The organism is Pseudomonas alkylphenolica, from assembly GCF_000746525.1.
GTDB classification, from domain to species: domain Bacteria; phylum Pseudomonadota; class Gammaproteobacteria; order Pseudomonadales; family Pseudomonadaceae; genus Aquipseudomonas; species Aquipseudomonas alkylphenolica.
In genome coordinates, this window is record NZ_CP009048.1 from 4,909,273 (window position 1) to 4,928,209 (window position 18,937).

Consider the following 18,937-nt stretch of genomic DNA (forward strand, 5'->3'; position numbering starts at 1 on the left):
GCAGCGGGCCTGCCCCCTCAGGACCAGGCCACCTTCTGCGCAACAGGCTCCAGAGTTTGCTGGCGAAAAGCCAGATAGTGACGCAGCACCTGTACCGGCGCTTCGGTATGGGGGTAATGGCCGATGCCTGGCAGCAGCACGGTATCGGGATTCGGCACCAGTTCCCGGTAGCGTTCGTGCATGTGGGCGCCGGATACCGGATCGACCGCACCGTTGATGAAACGCAGCCGCACACCCTCTTTTTGCAAAGCGGCGACCCAACGTTCGCGATGGAGGGCACGCTCGGGCACATAGCACACCAGCTTGTGCAGGATCCGCGTGCCGCGGTTCGACGCAACCAGGCTCCAGTAGTCATCCAGCGCGCTTTCGCTGGGATGCGTGCACGGACCATAGATCTGAGTGACATGCCGCACCAGGTCGTCGCGTCCGAACGAACGCGCCACCAGCCAGCCCAGACGACTGAGCAACAGCTTCTGGATCAGCAACGCTCGATGGCACTCAGGAAACAGCCCGCCATTGAGAAACACACAGCTGGCAATGTTCGCCTGCCCTTCATGGTGGCGCGCCAGCAGTTCCTGGGAGACGCTGTCGCCATAATCATGAGCGAGCAGGTGCACCGGCTGATCGACCTTCAGGTGCTCAAGCAAGGCCTGCTGCAGGTCGGCCTGTTCGATCAGGCTGTAAAGGTGATGCACAGGCTTGGCCGAGTCGCCAAAACCGAGCATGTCACAGGCTATCACCCGGTATCGCTGGGCCAATGGCGTCCACAGGTAATGCCAATCCCAGCTCGCCGTGGGAAATCCGTGGATAAGCAGCAGCGGCTCGCCTTGCCCTGCCGTCCAGTAGCGAATGGTCTGACCGCGGAAGGTAAAACTCAGGCCCCGGGTACGCCAGACACATAATGGAATCTCGGCCAGAGACATCAGCGTGGCCTCGCTGAATAGCAGACTGTCGTGTTGAGCAAGGCATCAGTTGCGATCATTGCAATCACCTCGGCACATTCGTGTGCTCTACTGTGGTGCAGTCTAGTCAGCACCCAGGCAAAGGTAAGTTGCATTGGCAGCCAGCTTATTGACTCTGTGAGTCAGGCAGCAAAATAGCGAGCTGTGTCACACCATCAAGGTCAGCAGCGGCGCCGCACACAGGTTGAGCAGACCGGTCAGGACCATGACCAGGCCGGCCACAGAGCCCTCCTCACCGCCCACTTCATGGGCCCGGCTGACCCCTGCACCATGCGCCCCGACGCCAAACAGCGCGCCACGGGCCAAGGGTGTGCGCAACGGCAGGAACTTGAGCAGTACGCCGCCGAACATGGCGCCCAGCACTCCGGTAAACATCACAAAAACCGCGGTCAGTTCCGGTACCCCACCCAAGTCCCGGGCCAGAGGCATGGCAAAGGGCGTGGTGATCGAACGCGGCAACAGCGACAGGCTCACCGCGTTATCCAGCGACAACAGATGCGCCAGGCCCCAAGAGCTGGCAATGGATACCGTGCTGCCCACCAGCATGCCCAGGCTCAATGCTGGCCAGTGACGCGCCAGCAATGCCCGCTGCTGCCAGATCGGCACGGCGAAGGCCACTGTCACCGGCCCCAGTACCGACATCAACCAGCGAGTGTCGCGCGAATACTCGGCATAGGCGGTGTTCAGCGGGACGGCAACCGCCAGCAGCACCAGCGGCACCAGGATCAGTGGCGACAACAGGTAACGACCGGTTCGCCGGTACAACCAGCGGCTGCCCAGATAGGCCAGCAGGGTCAGGGCCAGCCAGAACAGCGGCATGGGCTCAAGTGTCATGGCGCATGCTCCAGCGGCACACCCACTCCACGGTCAGCGCCGTCAGCACCATGACCAGCAAGGTGCTGACGCCGATCACCAGCAAAATCCGCCAGCCCTCATCGCGCAGCAGGCTGCCGTAGTCGAGCAGGCTCATCAACGCAGGAATGAAGAACAGCAGCATTTCAGCCATCAGCAAGCCGGCGCCCAGTTGCAAGGCCGCCGGTTTCAGCCAGCCCAGGGCAAACGCCAGCAACAACAGCGCCAGGCCCATGACCCCTGCCGGAATGGGCCAATCCAGCCAGGCGGCCAACTGGCCGCCGAGCATATAAAGCAGGAGAAATACCGCCAGCTCGACGAGCAGGCGCAGGAGACGTTTGACGGGTGTGGGTTTCATCGCGGGGGACCTCTTCAGAACTGTATTCTAGAAGCCCCTTCACCACGCTAAAAACGAATTGTTAGACTTACTTCCATTCCACAATGGAATTTCGATCATGGAACTCAAACAACTGCGCAGCTTCATTGAAGTGATCCACCGCGGTGGCTTCACCCAGGCCTCCCATACCTTGCACATCAGCCAGTCGGCGGTAAGCAAGCAGGTGGCCCAGCTGGAACAGGACCTGGGCGTGCCGCTGCTGGAACGTCAAGGCTCACAGTTGCACCTGACCGCCGCCGGCAAGATCGTCCTCGAACGCGGCGAAACCATGCTGCGCCTGCGCCAGGAGCTGCAGAACGAACTCGATGACCTGAGCCAGCTGGAGCGCGGCGAACTACGCCTGGGCCTGCCGCTGCTGGGCAGCGACGCGCTGTTTGCCCGGCTGTTCGCCGAGTACCGTCGACGTTATCCGAACATCACCATTCACCTGCTCGAAGGTGGCAGCCGAAGCGTCGAGCAAGCGGTCCTGAGCGGCGAACTGGAGCTGGGCGGCAGCCTGACGCCGAGCGATCCGGCGTTCGCCTTTCAGCCGTTCTGCAATGAAGCGCTCGATGCCCTGCTGCCCATCGACCACCCCCTGGCCGGGGCCGCTCAGGTCAGCCTGGCGCAGTTGGCCGATACGCCGTTTCTGCTCTATCAGCGCAGCTTTGTGCTCAATGATCGACTGCTCAGCGCATGCCAGCAGTTGGGGTTTACCCCGAGGGAAGGCGGACGTAGCGGCCAGGCCGACTTTCTCGCCGCCCTGGTCGCCGCAGGCCAGGGCGTTGTCCTGCTGCCCAGCGTAGTGGCGCGGGGCCTGGAACGCCCCGGTGTGGTACGCCTGACCCTGAGCGAACCGACCGACCTGCGCTGGGACATCGCCTTCATCTGGCGCCAGGGCGCCTACTTGTCACGGGCCGCCCAGGCCTGGCTGCAATTGCTGCGCGAGCAACCGCAGGCAGCGTGATCAGCCGCGCAGCTTGCCGATCAGCTCAGCCAGCCAGGGCTCGGCGTCGGTTTCCGGGGTGACGGTTTCGCTGGCATCCAGACGCAGCATCGGCTGCACTTCATTGATGCCCAGCTCGGCGAACAATTCACGCATCTGCTCACCGCCACCACAGAAGGTGTCGCCGTAGCTGGAGTCGCCCAGACCGATCACGGCACCGGGAAGACCACGCCAGGCGGCGGGCAGTACGTCACGAATTTCACTGAACAACGGGATCAGGTTATCGGGCAGCTCGCCCATGCCGGTCGTCGAGGTCACTGCCAGAAAGGCTTCCGGTGCAAAGCCCTGGAGGTCCTGCAAAGTGGCACGGGCAGCGTGCCAGGCCTCGAACCCTGCGGCTTTGAGCAACGATTCGGCATGCCGTGCGACTTCTTCGGCGGTGCCGTAGACCGAACCGGAAAGGATGGCGACTTTCATAGTGGGTTCCGTAACTGAGTAAAAACGTAGGATACTAACATTGGACACTGGCAAAAGGCCTCATTCTCCTTGTGTGAGGCCCAGACCAATCATCTAGAATCAGTCTCCGTGCCCGAACCACTACCTTGCGGACCTCGCCGATGATCAACGCCAAACTGCTGCAACGCATGATTGATGCCTCCAACGACGGCATCGTGGTCGCCGAACAGGAAGGTGACGACGACACCATCCTGCTCTATGTGAACCCGGCATTCGAGCGCCTGACCGGCTATGACGCCAACGACATCCTCTACCGCGACTGCCGTTTCCTGCAGAACGACGACCGTAATCAAGAGGCGCGCGCACTGATCCGCCAAGCCCTCAAGGATGGTCTGCCGAGCCGGGAAATCCTGCGCAACTACCGCAAGGACGGCAGTGCGTTCTGGAACGAGCTGTCGATCACGCCGGTGCTCAACGAAGCCGACAAGCGCAAGTATTTCATCGGTATCCAGAAAGATGTCAGCCGTCAGGTCGAGGCCGAACAGCGGGTACTCGAGCTGGAACGCGAACTGGCACAGGCGCGGGCGCGCATTGCCGAACTGGAAGGCGACGAACGGTAAAAACAAAACCGCCGTTTGGCTGTCCATGACGGTGAAGAATTGCATTCACAACTGACATTTTCGAGTTCGACCATGCAAGCAAATGCCCTCCTGACCCAGGACGAGCTGGACTTCATCAGGTCCATGCACTACACGTCACAGCCCTCGGCGGCTGAGTCGGTGTCGCGCCTGATGGTCAATGGCGGCAGCGAAATCAAGGACCTGCTGACCCGGCTGATTGCCCAGGAGCAGGTCACCTTGCAGGCGCAATTCGACAACCATCAGATGACCTTTCCCCTGCACCTGGTCGAGGACGAGTTCCATTCCCTGCAGCTGCAGCTGGGCGCACCGCACATCTATGAAGAAGGCCCGATGGTACGTCCATGGCGCCTGACCCTCGAGTCGCCGGTAGCACTGGAAGACGAGCTGGGCCTGAGTACCGGCCTGTGGGTAAAGGAAATTTCGTTCAAGGGTGTGTTGGTGGAGTTCCGCGACCAGCCCAAACCACCGAGCTCTTTCGACCTCTGGTTCGCCCCCGACAATTGCGCGCCCATCGCCTTGCACGGTGTCCTGCAGCGGCGTACTGGCAAGAGTCTGGCCGCCTATAACCTGAGTGAGAGCAAGTGCTCGGAGATCGAACGGCTACGCGAGTACATCCTCCAGGCCCACCGTCAGGCCCATCCGGAGTTGCATCCTCAGCTGTCCAGGTGACCGGCCAGGTACTGCTGCAAGCGCCGACGCATCAAACGCCCTTCACTGCCCAGACACGCGACCTGCGAGCCGATCAGGCTGTCCTGGGCCAGGTCCGCAGCCTCTCCAGCCAGCAGTAACGGACACTCCAGTGCCAGGGCCAGACGGGCCAGGCGCTTGGGCAGGTCTTGCGCCGGTGGATGATTGGAAAACAGCACCAGGGCATGCGGGTTCATGCGCTCACAGACCAGGCTGAGTTCTTCCACAGGCTGGCCCAGCCCCAATACCGTCACACCGATTTCACTGGTGCCCAGCAACAGGGCCGTCACCAGCAGTTCCAGCTCGTGGCAATGCCCGGGAATCGCCGCGAGCACCACCCTGACCTCCTGCTGGTCAGCAGACAGCTGCAAACGCTGCAACACCCGTCCGCGCAGGAACCCATCGAGAAACAGCCATTCGCTGAGGTGGCCGAAGGCGTCCTGGGTGCAACGCAATTCCTGCCAGACCGGCAAGAGGATGTCCTGGAATGCCACCACCAGTGGATAACTGCTGAACACCTGGCCGTAGACCTGCTCCAGGCGCCGCTCATCGAACGCTCTTACCACCTGGCGCAACTGCAGCTGCCATTGCTTGAAGTCGTCCTGGGACGCCTGGCTGTGCACAGCTTCAGTTTGCGGTTTTACGCTCTGGCTGCGGGCGAGAATCTTGCCGACCTTGCTGACCGCCACACCCCGCTCGATCCAGCCGAGGATGTTGCGGACTTCATCGATATCGGCCTGGGAATAGAGCCGGTGCCCACTTTCGGTGCGCGTGGGCTGAATGAGCCCATAACGACGCTCCCAAGCGCGCAAGGTAACCGGGTTGATACCTGTCAGACGGGAGACTTCGCGAATGGGGAACAGCTCCTCATGAGCGAGATCACCGGGATTCAACGAAGGCTGGGCAGGTTCAAACATTGCCGGAAAACCACGATTCTTGAGGGATGACGGCCATTCTACTCCGGGCAGTAGGTAGCGACCATTGGCATTTGTTTGGGCTGGCAACGTCTCAGCACTGACGAGTCAGGTTATTTCGGGAATAATCCGTGCCCGCTTTTTGCATGCAAGCAGATGCCGTCCACCACCCCGGACGCATGTCATGGGCCGGCCACCCGCCACGCCCAGTTGCCAGGAGATACACAATGTCTACCCCTCCCGTTACCTTGATGGTGACGCGCCGTGTCGCCGAAGGCCGCTATCAGGATCTGATCAGCTGGCTGCACGAAGGCGAACAACTGGCCACCGACTTTACCGGCTACCTGGGCTCCGGCGTCCTTGCGCCACCGCCGCAAGGTGACGAGTTTCAGATCATCTTCCGCTTCACCAGCGAGCAGACCATGCAGGCCTGGGAGCACTCGGCCTCGCGCAAGGCCTGGCTGGATCGCGGCAACGGCCTGTTCGAGCAACCGCAAGAGCTGCGCGCCAGCGGCCTGGACGGCTGGTTTGGCAGCAATCCGGTGCAGCGCCCTCCGCGCTGGAAACAAGCCGTGGCAATCTGGCTGGCGTTCTTTCCGGTGTCGCTGTTGTTCAACCTGTTGTTCGGCCACTGGCTCAGTGCCCTGGACCTGGTACCACGGGTTCTGCTCAGTACGCTGGGGCTGACACCGCTAATGGTGTATTTCTTCATTCCGTTGTCGACCCGCCTGCTGGCCAACTGGCTCAATGCCCCGGTGCGCCGCTGCGGGCCGCAGGGTGCGCGCAATCCGGCCTAGTTCGGGTATGCTGGGGGTTATCCAAGCGAACCTGTAAAAGTTGACCGCCCCCACCATGAACAGCCCAATTCTTGTCACCGGAGCCAGCCAGCGAGTCGGACTGGCGTTGGCCCTGAACCTGGCGCAGGCCGGCCATACCGTGGTCAGCGCCAGCCGCAGCAAAAGCCCTGAGGCTGCGCACCCGAATATCATCCAGTTCCAGGCCGACCTGTGCCGGGAAGAAGACCGCCAGGCCCTGATCGACCATTTGCAGTCCAGCTATGACGGCCTGCGGGCAATCATCCACAACGCCTCGTTGTGGCTCGATGACGACCTGGCCAACCTCAACACCATGTTCAAGCTGCATGTCGAAGCGCCCTACCACCTGAACCTGGCGCTGGGCGAGCAACTGCTGAAGATGGCCAAGGCCGATATCATCCACATCTGCGACGAGACCTCCTCGCGCGGCAGCAAGAGCCATATCGGCTATGCCGCGACCAAGGCTGCGCTGCAGAATATGGTCCTGTCTTTTGCTGAAAAATACGCGCCGGTGGTCAGGGTCAACGCGATCCTGCCGGGGCTGCTGATCCTCAAGGAAGGCGGCGACGAAGCGTACCGCCAGCAAACCCTGAAGAAAGCTTTGCTGGAATTCGAGCCTGGCGCTCAACCGCTGATCGAGGCGGTGCAGTTCCTCCTCGACAGCCAGTACAGCACCGGCAGCAACGTGGTCATCAACGGTGGCCGCCATCTGAAAAACCGCATCGCGGTAGACTGAATTGTCCTTGTCACGAGAATGACCATGAACGACCAACAGAAACTTGAGCTCGAAGCCGCGGCCTTCCGCCGCCTGGTGGCTCACCTGGACAGCCGCAAGGATGTACAGAACATCGACCTGATGAACCTTTCCGGCTTCTGCCGCAACTGCCTGTCGAAGTGGTACAAGGCCGCGGCCGACGAGCGTCAGATCGACCTGAGCATGGATGAGGCCCGCGAAGTGGTCTACGGCATGCCTTACGCCGAGTGGAAAGCCCAATACCAGAAAGAAGCCAGCGCTGAACAACAAGCAGCGTTCGCCAAAGGAAAGCCCAATGACTGATCTGAACACCCTGCGCACCCGCCTGAAGTCCGGCGAACATCAGTTTGCCGACACCCTGGCCTTTATCGCCGCGAACTACGACTACCAGCCGCAGGCGTTCAACAACGGTGGCGTGGAAAACGCCGCCGGACAGAACGAAGGTTCGTGCAAGACCCTGGGCCTGGCCCTGCTCGAAGGCCTCAGCGATGAAGAAGCGCTGCTGGCATTCGGCGAACACTACCGCTCGGTACTGGCCACCCCGGAAGGCAGTGACCACGGCAACATCCGCGCGCTGATCGAGCACGGCCTGGCCGGGGTGAAGTTCTCCGCCCAGCCGCTCAAGGCTCGCTAAGCGTCAGCACGCGCCCCGGCACGTCGTCGGCCAGTTGTCCCTGTTGCAACCACTGCAGGGCAATTGGCCAGAGCCGGGCCTGAAAGCGGCTGTGGAAAAAGGCGAAATGGCCGATCTGCACTTCGTCGATATCACCAGGTGCAATGCGCAAATGGCTGCGCGGGCTGGACCTGAAGTAGCCCAGTAGCCGCTCGATCGCCGCGACCGTACCAAAGGGATCGTCGGTCAGACTGATCGCCAGCGTCTGTGCCGTCACCTGAGCAAACGGCAAATCAACCAGCGCCTTGCCGCTGGGGCGCAGCTCGTAAGCCGCCGTCAGCGTGCTCCAGTCCTTCACCACCCCTGCCGGGGTGTCTTCCAGCCAACCCAGGCGCTTGCCGGGGAAATAGCCGAACAGCCGGGTCAGCAACGGCATGAGCACATGCCACTTGCCAAACAGTTGCCAGCGGCTGTCACTGGCATAGTCCCGCCAGTAGGCGAACTGCGCGCCGACCGTAACCAGCCTGCGCAACTGCGCGGACGATGGCGCCAGCCCTGCAGCACAACCGCCAAAGCTGTGGCCGACGACATCAACGGGTTGCCCGGGAAACTCGCGTGCAGCACGTTGCAGCATGGCCTCGAAATCCAGCGCCCCCCAGTCCGTCCAGGACGCCTCGAAGTGGCGCATGACAGCCGGGCGCGACTCGCCGATGCCGCGATAGTCATAGGTCATGACATCGAAGCCGTGGCTGAACAGGTACTGGGCAAAACGCGCGTAATAGCTGCAGCGCACCGAGGTGGCCGCGTTGATGATCACCACCGCACGCGTACTGTCCGGCAGCGGGTGGCGCCAACAAAAGCCGCCAAGGGGATAACCATCGCCTGCACGCTCACAAAACGCGTGTGCCGTGTTGCTGGCGGCTGGCAGCGGTGGAAATGTTTCGAGGCTGCTCATAGGGGAACCTCAAACAGTCGCCACCCCTGAGCGAACACAGGGGCGGCGACGAGGGTGTGGTTACAGCTCGATGCAGTCAAACTTCACGTCGGTGGCGACGTCGGCGTCATAGTCGACATCCGCACGCTCGAAGCCGAACAGGTTGAGGAACTGCTTCTTGTAACCGGCGTAGTCGGTCAGCTGGAACAGGTTCTCGGTGGTCACTTGCGGCCACATGGCCTTGCAGGCGTCCTGCACATCATCACGCAGTTCCCAGTCGTCCAGACGCAGACGGCCTTTCTCGTCCAGCTGTGCCGGGGCACCGTCAGCACGGTACATGCGGTCACGGAACATGCGGTCCAGTTGGTCCTGGGTGCCTTCGTGAACGCCCTTCTCCTGCATGATCTTGAAGACCATCGACAGGTACAGCGGCATTACCGGAATGGCCGAGCTGGCCTGGGTGACCACCGACTTGAGCACGGCTACGTTGGCGCTACCGCCGACTTTTTTGCTCAGGCGCTGGGCGGTCTCGTCCAGATCCTGCTTGGCCTTGCCAAGGGCGCCGTGCCAGTAGATCGGCCAGGTGATCTCGGTGCCGATGTAGCTGAAAGCCACAGTGCGGGCCTGTGGCGCCAGTACGCCAGCGGCGTTCAGGGCATCGATCCACAGTTCCCAGTCCTGGCCACCCATGACGGTCACGGTGTCGGCAATTTCCTGTTCGGTAGCCGGCTCGATGGACGCCTCGATGATGGTGTCTTTGTTGGTGTCGATAGCGGTCGACTTGTACGGCTGGCCGATTGGCTTGAGCGCCGAACGCACCAGTTCGCCAGTCTGTGGCAGCTTGCGCACCGGCGAAGCCAGCGAGTAGATCACCAGATCGACCTGGCCGCCCATTTCGTTCTTGATCAGCTCGATGACCTTGGCCCGTGCTTCGTCGGAGAAGGCGTCACCGTTGATCGACTTGCTGTACAGGCCTTCGGCCTTGGCGAACTTGTCGAAGGCCGCGGCGTTGTACCAGCCGGCGGTGCCTGGCTTGGTCTCGGTGCCCGGCTTTTCGAAGAACACACCCAGGGTGTCGGCACCGAAGCCGAACGCTGCGGTGATGCGCGCCGCCAGGCCGTAGCCGCTGGAGGCACCGATCACCAGGACCTTCTTCGGACCATCCTTGCGCACGCCCTGCTTGCGGGTGGCTTCGATCTGATCACGTACGTTCAGCTCGCAACCGGTCGGATGCGTAGTGGTGCAGATAAAACCGCGAACTTTAGGGTGGATGATGGCCAATGTCTGTACCTCGTCAGTGAATGTGCTGAGGGAGCCGAATCGCGGGGACTCGAGGTTCCGTTGCTGTGAGGGTGAGACTACACCCGCGGCGTTGCCGACACATCCGGCTCCCTGGAATCCTTCAGGGCGCTACTTTGTCACAGCGTGGAAAAGTTCAGCAACCGCAGATCTCAGACCCTGAACGCGCCGATCAGGCGCTTGAGCTCCATCACCTGGGCTGACAGCTGGCGGCTGGCATCTTCAGTCTGGTGGGCACCCTGGGTGGTGTGTTCAGCGGCGCGGTTGATCTCGACGATATTCTGGTCGATGTCATGCGCGACCGCCGTTTGCTGCTCCACCGCAGCGGCAATCTGCTGGTTCTGGTCAACGATGCTGCCGACCGCACCCAGAATGTTCTCCAGCGCCTGCTGCACCTGCTGCGACTGCCCGACCGTGCCGGCAGCCACCTGGTGACTGGCATCCATGGCCTTGACCGCCGCCCCGACACCGCCCTGCAGGCGCGAAATCATCTGTTCGATTTCTTCGGTCGAGTGCTGGGTGCGCTTGGCCAGGGTACGGACCTCGTCGGCCACCACGGCAAAGCCGCGCCCCTGCTCGCCGGCCCGTGCCGCCTCGATGGCCGCATTCAGGGCGAGCAGATTGGTCTGTTCAGCGATGCTTTTGATCACCTCCAGCACCCGGCTGATGGCCTGACTGTCGCTGGCCAACTGGTTGATCACCACCACCGACTGATCGATTTCGCCGGCCAGGCGCACGATGTTGCCTTGCTGGGATTCGACCAGGCCGCGGCCGCTGACGGTTTCCTGGTTGACGCTGTGGGCACTGTTGACCGCTGCTGCTGCACTGCGCGCTACTTCCTGAGCGGTAGCCGACATCTGGTTCATGGCAGTGGCGACCTGTTCGATCTGCCCGCGCTGGCCGCTGACCGCTTGATTGCTGCGTGCCGACACGGCATGCACCTGTTCGGCCTGGCGCTCGACTTCGACCACGGTGTGGCCCACCTGCTCGATCAGGTCATGAATGCGCCGCACGGTGCCGTTGAACACCTGGCCCAATTCACCCAGCTCATCACGGCTGCTGGCGCGGAAATTCACGGTCATGTCGCCAGCGGCAACCTTGTCCATGACCGCACCGAGGGTTTTCAGGGTATGCCGGGTCGAGGCGTAGAACCCGCTGTAGAGGTAGACAATCAGCAAAAACACGCCTGCCAGGGCAGACACCAGCAGGATCATGTGCAAGCGGTGCTCGCCCAGACGCTGTTGCAATTGCTGGTCGAGAAACTCGCCGGTAGCGGTGTTGAGTGCGTAAGTCTGCGCTATCAGATTACTGACCTGTTGATAGAACGCCGGCCACGGTGCATCGAGAGTTTCGGCCACCACCACCTGTTCTTCGAACAGCTCGCTGGCCTGTTTCAAGGAAGCCTGGCTGCTGGCGGCCAGGCTGCCCAGACGCGCTTGCGCCCCGGGCTCAGTGGCCAAGGCATCCTGAACCCTGAGGGCGTAATTGGCAGCAAGCTTGTCCAGGCGCTGCAGCAAATCCTCGAAGCGGGTGCTGACCGCGGAGTTGAGAAAGCCCTGGCCCAGGGAATAGGCGCCCATTGTCCGGCCTTCGCCAAGGGTCTGGGTGACTTCCGGGGTCACCGTGGTCATCAGTTCGGTGAGTTGGCGAATCGCCAGATCGCTGTCCTGATTGAGTCCGGCCTGGCTGGCAATCATTTTGCTCAGCACCTGGGCCTGGCCCAGCAACTTGTCCAGGTAAGCCACCTTGCTCAGCAGCGACGACTCTGCCTGGGCCGCCTTGAGCTGGCTGAGCATTTCGTCGCGCTTGGCATGAAAATCCCTGGCCTGCTCTTCATCGGCAATGACTGCAGCCAGCCCCGCCAATCGCTTGAACACCTGCTGCTCAAGGTTGGCGATCTGCGTCTCGACATCCTGCGCTTTACCCGACTGGCCAAGCACGGCGTTGATCTGCACCAGGTTGCCCAGGGTTTCCAGGTCGCCACGCAAGGCCAGGCTGTCGGCCAGCAGCTCAAGGCTCTGCAGCTCGACCCGGGTGGCATGAAACTGCGCATAGGAATCGCGGACCAGATAAAAGTTGGTCACCAGCATGGGCAGGAAAAACAGGATACTAATCAGGCTGAATTTCATGCCGAAGCTCAACCGATTCATCAGCGCGATGGCCGGATACAACAGGCTCTTCACGGGTAGTCCCCTCCGATTCTTATTGTTCTGCGCGCACAATGGCACTAGGCCACTGATGATTATCACCAGTACCTGTATAACGCATATCGGAAAGGGGTTTTGTAACTTAAGGTTAAAAACCTGCGATTGTCCGGTGGGAGCGGGCTTGCCCCGCGATTGCGGTCTATCAGCCACACCGCATCGCGGGGCAAGCCCGCTCCCACCCGGTTAAGCCAGTTGTGCCACCGGGGGATCAGCCCAGTACGGTCCACAAGGCAAAACAGGCATACCAGAGCACTGCCGAGCGCAGCAGCAGCTCCCACAGCGAGTCCAGCCCGACCAGCCCCTCCGGGCCCGCTGGCGCCCCCTTGGGCATATCTCCAGCAACATGACCGACGGCGGCGATCAGCCTCGGCGCACTGATGTTCCAGTGCAACAGCTCATGCAGCATCACCCGGCTGACCGCGACAAAATTGCCGACCAGCGCAAAGCTCACCCCCAGCATCCGCACCGGTGCCCAGTCAAAGGCATGGCGCAATTGCCCGGCACGCTCGCGCAGCGCTGGAGCATGGGCATGCTCGGCAGTCAGCGCGAGCAAGCGGTAGGCCAGCGCCGCGGCCGGTCCCAGCAGGACATACCAGAAAATCACCGCAAAGAAGCTTTGGTAGGCTTGCCACAGCAAGTGGCCCTGAACCCGTTCGAGCAGCGATGAGGCATCGTCTCCGCTAACGCCCAGGTCGCGCTCGGCGACATGCACTGCGGCCTGCTCGTCACCCCGTCGCCAGGCATCGCGAAATGGTCCGAGGGAAGCTTTTACATCACCTCGTCCCAGGCTGTAGATCAGCACCAACAGGTGCAGCGGCAGTGCCAACAGGCCATAGGCAACCGGTTCCAGCACCTGAAGCAGCAAAGCCAGCACGATCACCGGCAACAACACCAGGATCGACAACACCCACCACGGGTGGCCCTTACCGTTGCGCTCCAGGCGCGCAAGTTCGGTGCGAAAGAAACCATCGCGTTGCAGTCGCTGGCGCAGTGCCGAGAACTTCTCGACCCACAGCACCAGTAACAACACCAGAAAACTCATGATCTGTCCTCGTTGTCCTTGAGGGCCGCACGGTAGCGCGGCCAGTCGAAAGCCGGGCCCGGGTCAGTCTTGCGCCCCGGGGCGATATCGCTGTGGCCTTGAATTCGCTGTGCATCGATAGCCGGCCAGGCCGCCTGGATCTGCCGGGTCAGGCCCTGCAGCGCCTGATACTGAGCATCGGTGAAAGGCAGCTCGTCGGTGCCTTCCAGTTCGATACCGATGGAGAAGTCGTTGCACGCCTCGCGCCCGGCAAAGCAGGACACTCCGGCATGCCAGGCACGGTCCAGACAGGAGACAAACTGGGTGACCTTGCCGTCACGCTCGATCAGAAAATGCGCGGAGACGCGCAGATGCTTGATCCCTTCGAAGTAGGGGTGTTCGCTGGGGTCCAGGCGGTTCTGGAAGAACGCCTGGACCTTGCCGGTGGCAAACTGCGCCGGTGGCAGGCTGATGTTGTGAATCACCAACAGGGAGATAACCTCACCTTCGGCGCGGGCATTGAAATTCGGCGAAGGGCAATGGGTGATACCGGCGAACCAGCCTGTAGCGCGGTCCAGTTGCATAGAAGATCCTGAGGCACAAGAGCACGACCCCAGTATGCCCCGAGGCGTGACGGGATGCATCGTTAAAACGTGTGGTAATCCAGCGGGCCGGGCCCGACTGCAGAAAAAAGTACATAGCGTATTATTTGCCAAATTCAAGACACTCGCCAACACCGGCTGCCCTATAATCGCGGGCACTTAGCTTGTGGAGCCTGCCATGCCGAATTTACGCCTCGCCGACCTGACCGCCGAAATCGAAGCCAACGTGCGCCGTGCGCTGCTTGAAGACATCGGCAGCGGCGACATCACCGCTCAACTGATCCCGGCCGAGCGCCTGGCCCAGGCCACCATCATTACCCGCGATGATTGCGTGATCGCCGGAACCGCCTGGGTCGACGCCGTGTTTCGCCAGCTCGATCCACGGGTTGCCGTGCACTGGCAGGTCAAGGATGGCGAGCGTGCGCAGGCCAACCAGGTGTTGTTTCACCTTGAAGGCCCGGCCCGCTCACTGCTGACCGGCGAGCGCAGTGCGCTGAACTTCCTGCAGATGCTTTCGGGCGTGGCGACTCGCGCGCAGTTCCTTGCCGACATGGTCGCCGACACCCAGGTCAAACTGCTCGACACCCGCAAGACCCTGCCGGGTCTGCGTCTGGCGCAGAAGTACGCGGTCACCTGCGGCGGCTGCCACAATCATCGCATCGGCCTGTTCGATGCCTTCCTGATCAAGGAAAACCACATTGCCGCCAGCGGTGGCATCGCCCAGGCCATCAACGCCGCGCACAAGATCGCCCCCGGTAAGCCGGTGGAGGTTGAAGTGGAAAGCCTCGACGAGCTCAAGCAAGCGCTGGATGCCGGCGCCGACATCGTCATGCTCGACGAACTGAGCCTGGACGACATGCGCGAAGCCGTGCGCCTGAACGCTGGCAAGGCCAAGCTCGAAGCCAGTGGCGGGGTCAACGAAAGCACCCTGCAGGTGATTGCCGAGACCGGTGTGGACTACATCTCGATTGGTGCCATGACCAAGGATGTGAAGGCGGTGGATCTGTCCATGCGGCTGAGCCTCTAAGGGCACAAAAAAACCGGCCATCAGGCCGGTTTTTCTTTGAAAGCATCGCGGGGCAAGCCCGCTCCCACAGGGTATATGGCGCCTCTGTGGGAGCGGGCTTGCCCCGCGATCAGATCGATCAGAACGAAGCGTTCTGCAGACCATCCAGGTAACGCTCGACGTCCAGCGCTGCCATGCAGCCAGCACCGGCCGAGGTGATGGCCTGACGGTAAACGTGGTCAGCCACGTCGCCGGCGGCAAACACACCTTCAACGTTGGTGGCGGTGGCGTTGCCGTCACGGCCGCCGTTGACCACCAGGTAGCCGTCCTTGAGGGTCAGCTGGCCTTCGAACAGCGAAGTGTTCGGGGTGTGGCCGATGGCGATGAACACACCGTCAACCTTGATTTCGTCGAAGCTGCCGTCGTTGTTCTTCAGGCGTGCACCGGTGACGCCCATGTCGTCGCCCAGTACTTCGTCCAGAGTAGCGTTGAGTTTCAGCTCGATCTTGCCTTCGGCCACACGGGCATTGAGCTTGTCGATCAGGATCTTCTCAGCGCGGAAGGTCTCGCGGCGGTGCACCAGGGTGACCTTGCTGGCGATGTTGGCCAGGTACAGGGCCTCTTCAACAGCGGTGTTACCACCACCAACAACTGCCACCGGCTTGTTGCGATAGAAGAAGCCGTCGCAGGTGGCGCAAGCGGAAACGCCTTTGCCCATGAACGCTTCTTCCGACGGCAGGCCCAGGTAACGAGCGCTGGCACCGGTGGCGATGATCAGCGCATCGCAGGTGTAGGTGGCGCTGTCGCCTTTGAGGGTGTACGGCTTGCTGGCCAGGTCAACAGCGTTGATGTGGTCGAACACCACTTCAGTCTCGAAGCGCTCGGCGTGTTCCTGCATACGTTGCATCAGCGCCGGGCCGGTCAGGCCGTGGGCATCGCCCGGCCAGTTGTCGACTTCGGTGGTGGTGGTCAGCTGGCCGCCAGCCTGCATGCCGGTGATCAGCAGCGGCTTGAGGTTGGCACGCGCAGCGTAGACCGCAGCGCTGTAACCGGCAGGGCCGGAACCGAGGATAATCACTCGCGAATGACGTACTTCAGACATGTCACACTCCTCTCGGGCTGGCACTCACTGGCCAGTCCCGTCACGCCGGGATCGCCGGCTGGAATAAAAAAGAACCTGCGAAGCACTTGGGGAAGGCTTTTGGCCGCAGGTTCTGAAAATCGTTAAGCCTGAGCCTTACAGGCTGGCAGCGTTTTCCGCCAGGTAATCGGCAACGCCCTTGGCGTCAGCCTTCATGCCTTTCTGGCCTGGGCGCCAGCCGGCAGGGCAGACTTCACCGTGCTGTTCGGTGAACTGCAGGGCTTCGACCAGACGGATCATCTCGTCGACTTCACGACCCAGCGGCAGGTTGTTGACCACCTGATGCTGAACCACGCCTTGCTGGTCTATCAGGAACGAAGCACGCAGCGCTACGCCGTCATCGTGCTCGATACCGTAGGCACGGGTGATCTCGTGCTTGACGTCGGCAACCATGGTGAACTCGACTGCGCCGATCCCGCCCTTCTCGACCGGCGTGCTGCGCCAGGCGTGGTGGGTGAACTGCGAGTCGATCGAGACACCGACCACTTCCACACCCAGCTCACGGAATTTGTCCATGCGGTTGTTGTGGGCAATGATTTCCGACGGGCAGACAAAGGTGAAGTCCAGCGGCCAGAAGAACAGCACGACGTACTTGCCGCGCAGCGAAGAAAGCTTGAAGCTGTCGACGATCGAACCGTCGCCCAGTACCGCCGCCGCATCGAAATCAGGGGCTTGCTTGTTGACCAGAATGCTCATGAAAACTCCTTGAAGATTAGAATTCGAAGGCGTTGAAAAGATGTGCGCACTTTAGCGAGGCCGCAGAGATTAAGGAAATATCCTTAGACAATCCACCTTATAGGCCGCCTCTATTCATCTTCCGGGACGACGGTCGTTTGCCTATGAAGGTATGCCTCGCAGCCTGCCGAGCTTTTGTTACAGCCCGTGTCCCGGCTTGCGCCGCGCTTTCGTCAGCCGCTCAAACTCGGTAAGGTCAGCGCGTTTGCCTTTACCCGGAGTCCTCTATGCAAGCCCCTGTCCTCTCTGGCCCTCAGTACCTGCGCGAAGGACTGAAACTGGTCCTGAGCCCGAGCCTGCGCCTGTTCGTGTTGCTGCCGCTGGCAGTCAACCTGCTGCTGTTCGTCGGCCTGATCTATTTTGCCGGTCATCAGTTCAGCCTCTGGGTCGATTCGCTGATGCCCAGCCTGCCGAGCTGGCTGAGTTTTCTCAATTATGTGCTGTGGCCGCTGTTCGTGGCGCTGGTAGCGCTGATGGTGTTCTTCACTTTCACCATGCTCGCCAACATCATTGCCGCGCCGTTCAATGGTTTTCTGGCGGAAAAGGTCGAAGTGGTGGTGCGTGGCACCGATGACTTCCCGGCGTTCAGCTGGGCCGAACTGATGGCCATGGTGCCGCGCACCCTGGGCCGCGAAATGCGCAAGCTGGGGTATTTCCTGCCTCGCGCGCTAGCGCTGTTCATTCTCTCGCTGATCCCGGTGATCAACATTATCGCCGCCCCGTTGTGGCTGCTGTTCGGCATCTGGATGATGGCCATCCAGTACATCGACTACCCCGCTGACAACCACAAGATGAGCTGGCAGGACATGCTCGCCTGGCTGCGTGAAAAGCGCTGGCAGAGCCTGGGTTTTGGCGGCATCACCTACCTGGCGTTGATGATTCCCTTCGTCAACATCCTGATGATGCCGGCTGCGGTGGCGGGCGCCACGTTGTTCTGGGTGCGCGAGCGCTGACCTCACTGCGGCCGGTCAGCCGCCGTCTTGATCAGCTCGATGGCCTGCCGCGCAATCGGCGACAAGGTTCGTCCGGCGTGACAGACAATGGCACTGGCGATGCTGCAGCGGCCACCGGGAAAACCGGGCTGCAGCAACGCTCCCAGATCACGGATCGCCCCCGTGCGCAGATCCTCTTCCAGCCAGGCTCGCCAGGTAAACAGCAACGCGTCGCTGCCCAGCGTCGTCCCGCGCAACAACTGCAAGTCATTGCAGCCCAGGTCCAATGGCGCGACCGTGCCTTCAGCCAATCCCAACAGTTCACGCAAGCGCGCCGGCGCTATCTCATCGAAAAGCACCGAGCTCCACGGATAGTCCAGAAGCTGCTGGCGGCTGGGTGCTGACCTGTGCTGAATCAGTGGGTGATCGCCCCGGCAGAACACTGAAGCAGGCACCGCCGGCAACGGGGTGATATCGAATCGCGGATCGGACTGGCGCGCCGGGTCGCAGGTATAGGCGACGAAGAATTCGATCTGGTCCTGCTCCAGACGCTGCACCAGCTGATTCCAGTGATTGACCTCGACCTTCATCACCAGCTTGGGAAGACGCTTGCGCAGCACGGTCAGCGCATCCTGCAGGTACAGATTGGCCGCCATCATGCCGGCACCGAAATTCAACTCGCCGCCTTCTGCCTGGGCAATGTGATTGGCCTCGGCAAGCAGCCGCCCGGCACAACCAAGCAGTTCCCGCCCGCTGGCCAACAGTTGCCGCCCGGCGGCGGTGAGCATCACCGAACGGGTGTCACGGTCGAACAGGCGTACCCCGAGATCGGCTTCCAGCGACTGAATGCTGCGGCTGAAGGCGGTCTGCGACAGGTTGGCCCGCTCGGCCGCACGGGAGAAGTGCAACTCCTCACTGAGCAACACCAGATGACGGATTCGCTTCAGGTCTATTGATTCGGTCACTGCATCAATCCTTGATTATTTTTGCATTGGACGCACCAGGCATAGATACACAGACTTGATTGCCCATGCAACACAGCAC

22 protein-coding genes and 1 pseudogene are annotated in these 18,937 nt (G+C 61.5%); 9 read left to right on the forward strand and 14 right to left on the reverse strand.

Going from position 1 to position 18,937, the window contains the following annotated elements; translation table 11 throughout:
- Positions 1-17: 17 nt before the first annotated feature.
- The 3 genes from PSAKL28_RS22525 to PSAKL28_RS22535 form a co-directional block, all read right to left on the reverse strand.
- Complete coding sequence (locus tag PSAKL28_RS22525; protein WP_038614633.1) at positions 18-923, reverse strand: alpha/beta fold hydrolase; 906 nt, start codon at positions 921-923, stop codon at positions 18-20.
- A gap of 186 nt (positions 924-1,109) precedes the next feature.
- Positions 1,110-1,796, reverse strand: a complete 687-nt coding sequence (locus tag PSAKL28_RS22530) for an LrgB family protein (protein ID WP_038614634.1) — start codon at positions 1,794-1,796, stop codon at positions 1,110-1,112.
- Entirely contained in the window at positions 1,786-2,172 is a 387-nt protein-coding gene (locus PSAKL28_RS22535; RefSeq protein ID WP_038614635.1) for a CidA/LrgA family protein, read from the reverse strand. The genes PSAKL28_RS22530 and PSAKL28_RS22535 overlap by 11 nt, the downstream gene beginning before the upstream one ends.
- A gap of 97 nt (positions 2,173-2,269) precedes the next feature.
- On the opposite strand from PSAKL28_RS22535, the gene PSAKL28_RS22540 reads away from it, so the two are divergent.
- Positions 2,270-3,157 (forward strand): LysR family transcriptional regulator, encoded by an 888-nt coding sequence (locus tag PSAKL28_RS22540; RefSeq protein WP_038614637.1) that lies wholly within the window; start codon positions 2,270-2,272, stop codon positions 3,155-3,157.
- Here the strand turns inward: PSAKL28_RS22540 and PSAKL28_RS22545 are convergent, their stop codons facing one another.
- Positions 3,158-3,613, reverse strand: a complete 456-nt coding sequence (locus PSAKL28_RS22545; RefSeq protein ID WP_038614638.1) for a flavodoxin — start codon at positions 3,611-3,613, stop codon at positions 3,158-3,160. It abuts the gene before it with no gap.
- Between the two features lie 140 nt (positions 3,614-3,753).
- Here PSAKL28_RS22545 and PSAKL28_RS22550 point away from each other — a divergent pair, with 140 nt between their 5' ends.
- Positions 3,754-4,212, forward strand: a complete 459-nt coding sequence (locus tag PSAKL28_RS22550; RefSeq protein WP_038614639.1) for a PAS domain S-box protein — start codon at positions 3,754-3,756, stop codon at positions 4,210-4,212.
- Positions 4,213-4,284: 72 nt separating this feature from the next.
- Complete coding sequence (locus PSAKL28_RS22555) at positions 4,285-4,902, forward strand: hypothetical protein (protein WP_038614641.1); 618 nt, start codon at positions 4,285-4,287, stop codon at positions 4,900-4,902.
- Here PSAKL28_RS22555 and PSAKL28_RS22560 read toward each other — a convergent pair.
- The gene (locus tag PSAKL28_RS22560; RefSeq protein WP_051939541.1) at positions 4,887-5,837 is read right to left on the reverse strand and encodes a MerR family transcriptional regulator; all 951 of its coding nucleotides are present in this window, start codon (positions 5,835-5,837) and stop codon (positions 4,887-4,889) included. The two genes, PSAKL28_RS22555 and PSAKL28_RS22560, sit on opposite strands and share 16 nt — an antisense overlap.
- 224 nt (positions 5,838-6,061) lie before the next feature.
- Here PSAKL28_RS22560 and PSAKL28_RS22565 point away from each other — a divergent pair, with 224 nt between their 5' ends.
- The 4 genes from PSAKL28_RS22565 to PSAKL28_RS22580 are packed head-to-tail and all read left to right on the forward strand — an operon-like array spanning position 6,062 to position 8,037.
- Positions 6,062-6,631 (forward strand): antibiotic biosynthesis monooxygenase, encoded by a 570-nt coding sequence (locus PSAKL28_RS22565; protein ID WP_038614642.1) that lies wholly within the window; start codon positions 6,062-6,064, stop codon positions 6,629-6,631.
- Between the two features lie 55 nt (positions 6,632-6,686).
- On the forward strand, positions 6,687-7,385 hold the full coding sequence (gene folM / locus PSAKL28_RS22570; protein WP_038614643.1) for a dihydromonapterin reductase: 699 nt from the start codon (positions 6,687-6,689) through the stop codon (positions 7,383-7,385).
- A 24-nt stretch (positions 7,386-7,409) separates the two neighbouring features.
- A complete protein-coding gene (locus tag PSAKL28_RS22575; RefSeq protein ID WP_038614644.1) occupies positions 7,410-7,706 on the forward strand; it encodes a DUF1244 domain-containing protein in 297 nt (98 codons plus the stop codon).
- Positions 7,699-8,037 carry a HopJ type III effector protein gene (locus tag PSAKL28_RS22580; RefSeq protein WP_038614645.1) on the forward strand — a complete coding sequence of 113 codons (339 nt, stop codon included), beginning with the start codon at positions 7,699-7,701 and terminating at the stop codon, positions 8,035-8,037. Before PSAKL28_RS22575 ends, PSAKL28_RS22580 begins: the two co-directional genes overlap by 8 nt.
- Here the strand turns inward: PSAKL28_RS22580 and PSAKL28_RS22585 are convergent.
- The 6 genes and pseudogenes from PSAKL28_RS22585 to ampD form a co-directional block, all read right to left on the reverse strand.
- Positions 8,024-8,971 (reverse strand): alpha/beta hydrolase family protein, encoded by a 948-nt coding sequence (locus PSAKL28_RS22585; protein WP_038614647.1) that lies wholly within the window; start codon positions 8,969-8,971, stop codon positions 8,024-8,026. The genes PSAKL28_RS22580 and PSAKL28_RS22585 overlap by 14 nt on opposite strands.
- Positions 8,972-9,031: 60 nt before the next feature.
- Complete coding sequence (fabV, locus tag PSAKL28_RS22590) at positions 9,032-10,231, reverse strand: enoyl-ACP reductase FabV (protein WP_038614648.1); 1,200 nt, start codon at positions 10,229-10,231, stop codon at positions 9,032-9,034.
- Between the two features lie 170 nt (positions 10,232-10,401).
- Positions 10,402-11,115 carry a methyl-accepting chemotaxis protein gene (locus PSAKL28_RS28630; RefSeq protein ID WP_371262009.1) on the reverse strand — a complete coding sequence of 238 codons (714 nt, stop codon included), beginning with the start codon at positions 11,113-11,115 and terminating at the stop codon, positions 10,402-10,404.
- 141 nt (positions 11,116-11,256) lie between these two features.
- Positions 11,257-12,399, reverse strand: a pseudogene (locus PSAKL28_RS28635) (HAMP domain-containing protein); the annotation flags it as partial.
- A 265-nt stretch (positions 12,400-12,664) separates the two neighbouring features.
- Positions 12,665-13,498: a regulatory signaling modulator protein AmpE gene (ampE, locus tag PSAKL28_RS22600; RefSeq protein ID WP_038614650.1), complete on the reverse strand. Its 834-nt coding sequence runs from the start codon at positions 13,496-13,498 to the stop codon at positions 12,665-12,667.
- Positions 13,495-14,061: a 1,6-anhydro-N-acetylmuramyl-L-alanine amidase AmpD gene (gene ampD, locus PSAKL28_RS22605; protein ID WP_038614652.1), complete on the reverse strand. Its 567-nt coding sequence runs from the start codon at positions 14,059-14,061 to the stop codon at positions 13,495-13,497. Before ampD ends, ampE begins: the two co-directional genes overlap by 4 nt.
- A 196-nt stretch (positions 14,062-14,257) precedes the next feature.
- Here ampD and nadC point away from each other — a divergent pair, with 196 nt between their 5' ends.
- Positions 14,258-15,106: a carboxylating nicotinate-nucleotide diphosphorylase gene (nadC, locus tag PSAKL28_RS22610; protein WP_038614654.1), complete on the forward strand. Its 849-nt coding sequence runs from the start codon at positions 14,258-14,260 to the stop codon at positions 15,104-15,106.
- A gap of 118 nt (positions 15,107-15,224) precedes the next feature.
- On the opposite strand, the gene trxB is transcribed toward nadC, so the two are convergent.
- Complete coding sequence (trxB, locus tag PSAKL28_RS22615) at positions 15,225-16,187, reverse strand: thioredoxin-disulfide reductase (protein ID WP_038614655.1); 963 nt, start codon at positions 16,185-16,187, stop codon at positions 15,225-15,227.
- A 135-nt stretch (positions 16,188-16,322) separates the two neighbouring features.
- Positions 16,323-16,922 carry a peroxiredoxin gene (locus tag PSAKL28_RS22620; RefSeq protein ID WP_010223549.1) on the reverse strand — a complete coding sequence of 200 codons (600 nt, stop codon included), beginning with the start codon at positions 16,920-16,922 and terminating at the stop codon, positions 16,323-16,325.
- A 266-nt stretch (positions 16,923-17,188) separates the two neighbouring features.
- Here PSAKL28_RS22620 and cysZ point away from each other — a divergent pair, with 266 nt between their 5' ends.
- The gene (gene cysZ / locus PSAKL28_RS22625; protein WP_038614657.1) at positions 17,189-17,914 is read left to right on the forward strand and encodes a sulfate transporter CysZ; all 726 of its coding nucleotides are present in this window, start codon (positions 17,189-17,191) and stop codon (positions 17,912-17,914) included.
- A gap of 2 nt (positions 17,915-17,916) precedes the next feature.
- Here the strand turns inward: cysZ and PSAKL28_RS22630 are convergent, their stop codons facing one another.
- Positions 17,917-18,858 carry a LysR family transcriptional regulator gene (locus tag PSAKL28_RS22630; protein ID WP_038614658.1) on the reverse strand — a complete coding sequence of 314 codons (942 nt, stop codon included), beginning with the start codon at positions 18,856-18,858 and terminating at the stop codon, positions 17,917-17,919.
- Positions 18,859-18,937 lie beyond the last annotated feature (79 nt).

What these genes read in the sequence shown, in the direction of transcription:
- PSAKL28_RS22550 (WP_038614639.1), top strand. Translation starts at nt 3,754, where the DNA reads ATGATCAACGCCAAACTGCTGCAACGCATGATTGATGCCTCCAACGAC.
- PSAKL28_RS22530 (WP_038614634.1), bottom strand. Translation starts at nt 1,796, where the DNA reads ATGACACTTGAGCCCATGCCGCTGTTCTGGCTGGCCCTGACCCTGCTG.
- PSAKL28_RS22540 (WP_038614637.1), top strand. Translation starts at nt 2,270, where the DNA reads ATGGAACTCAAACAACTGCGCAGCTTCATTGAAGTGATCCACCGCGGT.
- PSAKL28_RS28630 (WP_371262009.1), bottom strand. Translation starts at nt 11,115, where the DNA reads ATGAACCAGATGTCGGCTACCGCTCAGGAAGTAGCGCGCAGTGCAGCA.
- PSAKL28_RS22580 (WP_038614645.1), top strand. Translation starts at nt 7,699, where the DNA reads ATGACTGATCTGAACACCCTGCGCACCCGCCTGAAGTCCGGCGAACAT.
- PSAKL28_RS22560 (WP_051939541.1), bottom strand. Translation starts at nt 5,837, where the DNA reads ATGTTTGAACCTGCCCAGCCTTCGTTGAATCCCGGTGATCTCGCTCAT.
- cysZ (WP_038614657.1), top strand. Translation starts at nt 17,189, where the DNA reads ATGCAAGCCCCTGTCCTCTCTGGCCCTCAGTACCTGCGCGAAGGACTG.
- PSAKL28_RS22620 (WP_010223549.1), bottom strand. Translation starts at nt 16,922, where the DNA reads ATGAGCATTCTGGTCAACAAGCAAGCCCCTGATTTCGATGCGGCGGCG.
- PSAKL28_RS22555 (WP_038614641.1), top strand. Translation starts at nt 4,285, where the DNA reads ATGCAAGCAAATGCCCTCCTGACCCAGGACGAGCTGGACTTCATCAGG.
- PSAKL28_RS22585 (WP_038614647.1), bottom strand. Translation starts at nt 8,971, where the DNA reads ATGAGCAGCCTCGAAACATTTCCACCGCTGCCAGCCGCCAGCAACACG.
- PSAKL28_RS22535 (WP_038614635.1), bottom strand. Translation starts at nt 2,172, where the DNA reads ATGAAACCCACACCCGTCAAACGTCTCCTGCGCCTGCTCGTCGAGCTG.
- PSAKL28_RS22565 (WP_038614642.1), top strand. Translation starts at nt 6,062, where the DNA reads ATGTCTACCCCTCCCGTTACCTTGATGGTGACGCGCCGTGTCGCCGAA.
- PSAKL28_RS22525 (WP_038614633.1), bottom strand. Translation starts at nt 923, where the DNA reads ATGTCTCTGGCCGAGATTCCATTATGTGTCTGGCGTACCCGGGGCCTG.
- ampE (WP_038614650.1), bottom strand. Translation starts at nt 13,498, where the DNA reads ATGAGTTTTCTGGTGTTGTTACTGGTGCTGTGGGTCGAGAAGTTCTCG.
- trxB (WP_038614655.1), bottom strand. Translation starts at nt 16,187, where the DNA reads ATGTCTGAAGTACGTCATTCGCGAGTGATTATCCTCGGTTCCGGCCCT.
- PSAKL28_RS22545 (WP_038614638.1), bottom strand. Translation starts at nt 3,613, where the DNA reads ATGAAAGTCGCCATCCTTTCCGGTTCGGTCTACGGCACCGCCGAAGAA.
- ampD (WP_038614652.1), bottom strand. Translation starts at nt 14,061, where the DNA reads ATGCAACTGGACCGCGCTACAGGCTGGTTCGCCGGTATCACCCATTGC.
- PSAKL28_RS22575 (WP_038614644.1), top strand. Translation starts at nt 7,410, where the DNA reads ATGAACGACCAACAGAAACTTGAGCTCGAAGCCGCGGCCTTCCGCCGC.
- folM (WP_038614643.1), top strand. Translation starts at nt 6,687, where the DNA reads ATGAACAGCCCAATTCTTGTCACCGGAGCCAGCCAGCGAGTCGGACTG.
- nadC (WP_038614654.1), top strand. Translation starts at nt 14,258, where the DNA reads ATGCCGAATTTACGCCTCGCCGACCTGACCGCCGAAATCGAAGCCAAC.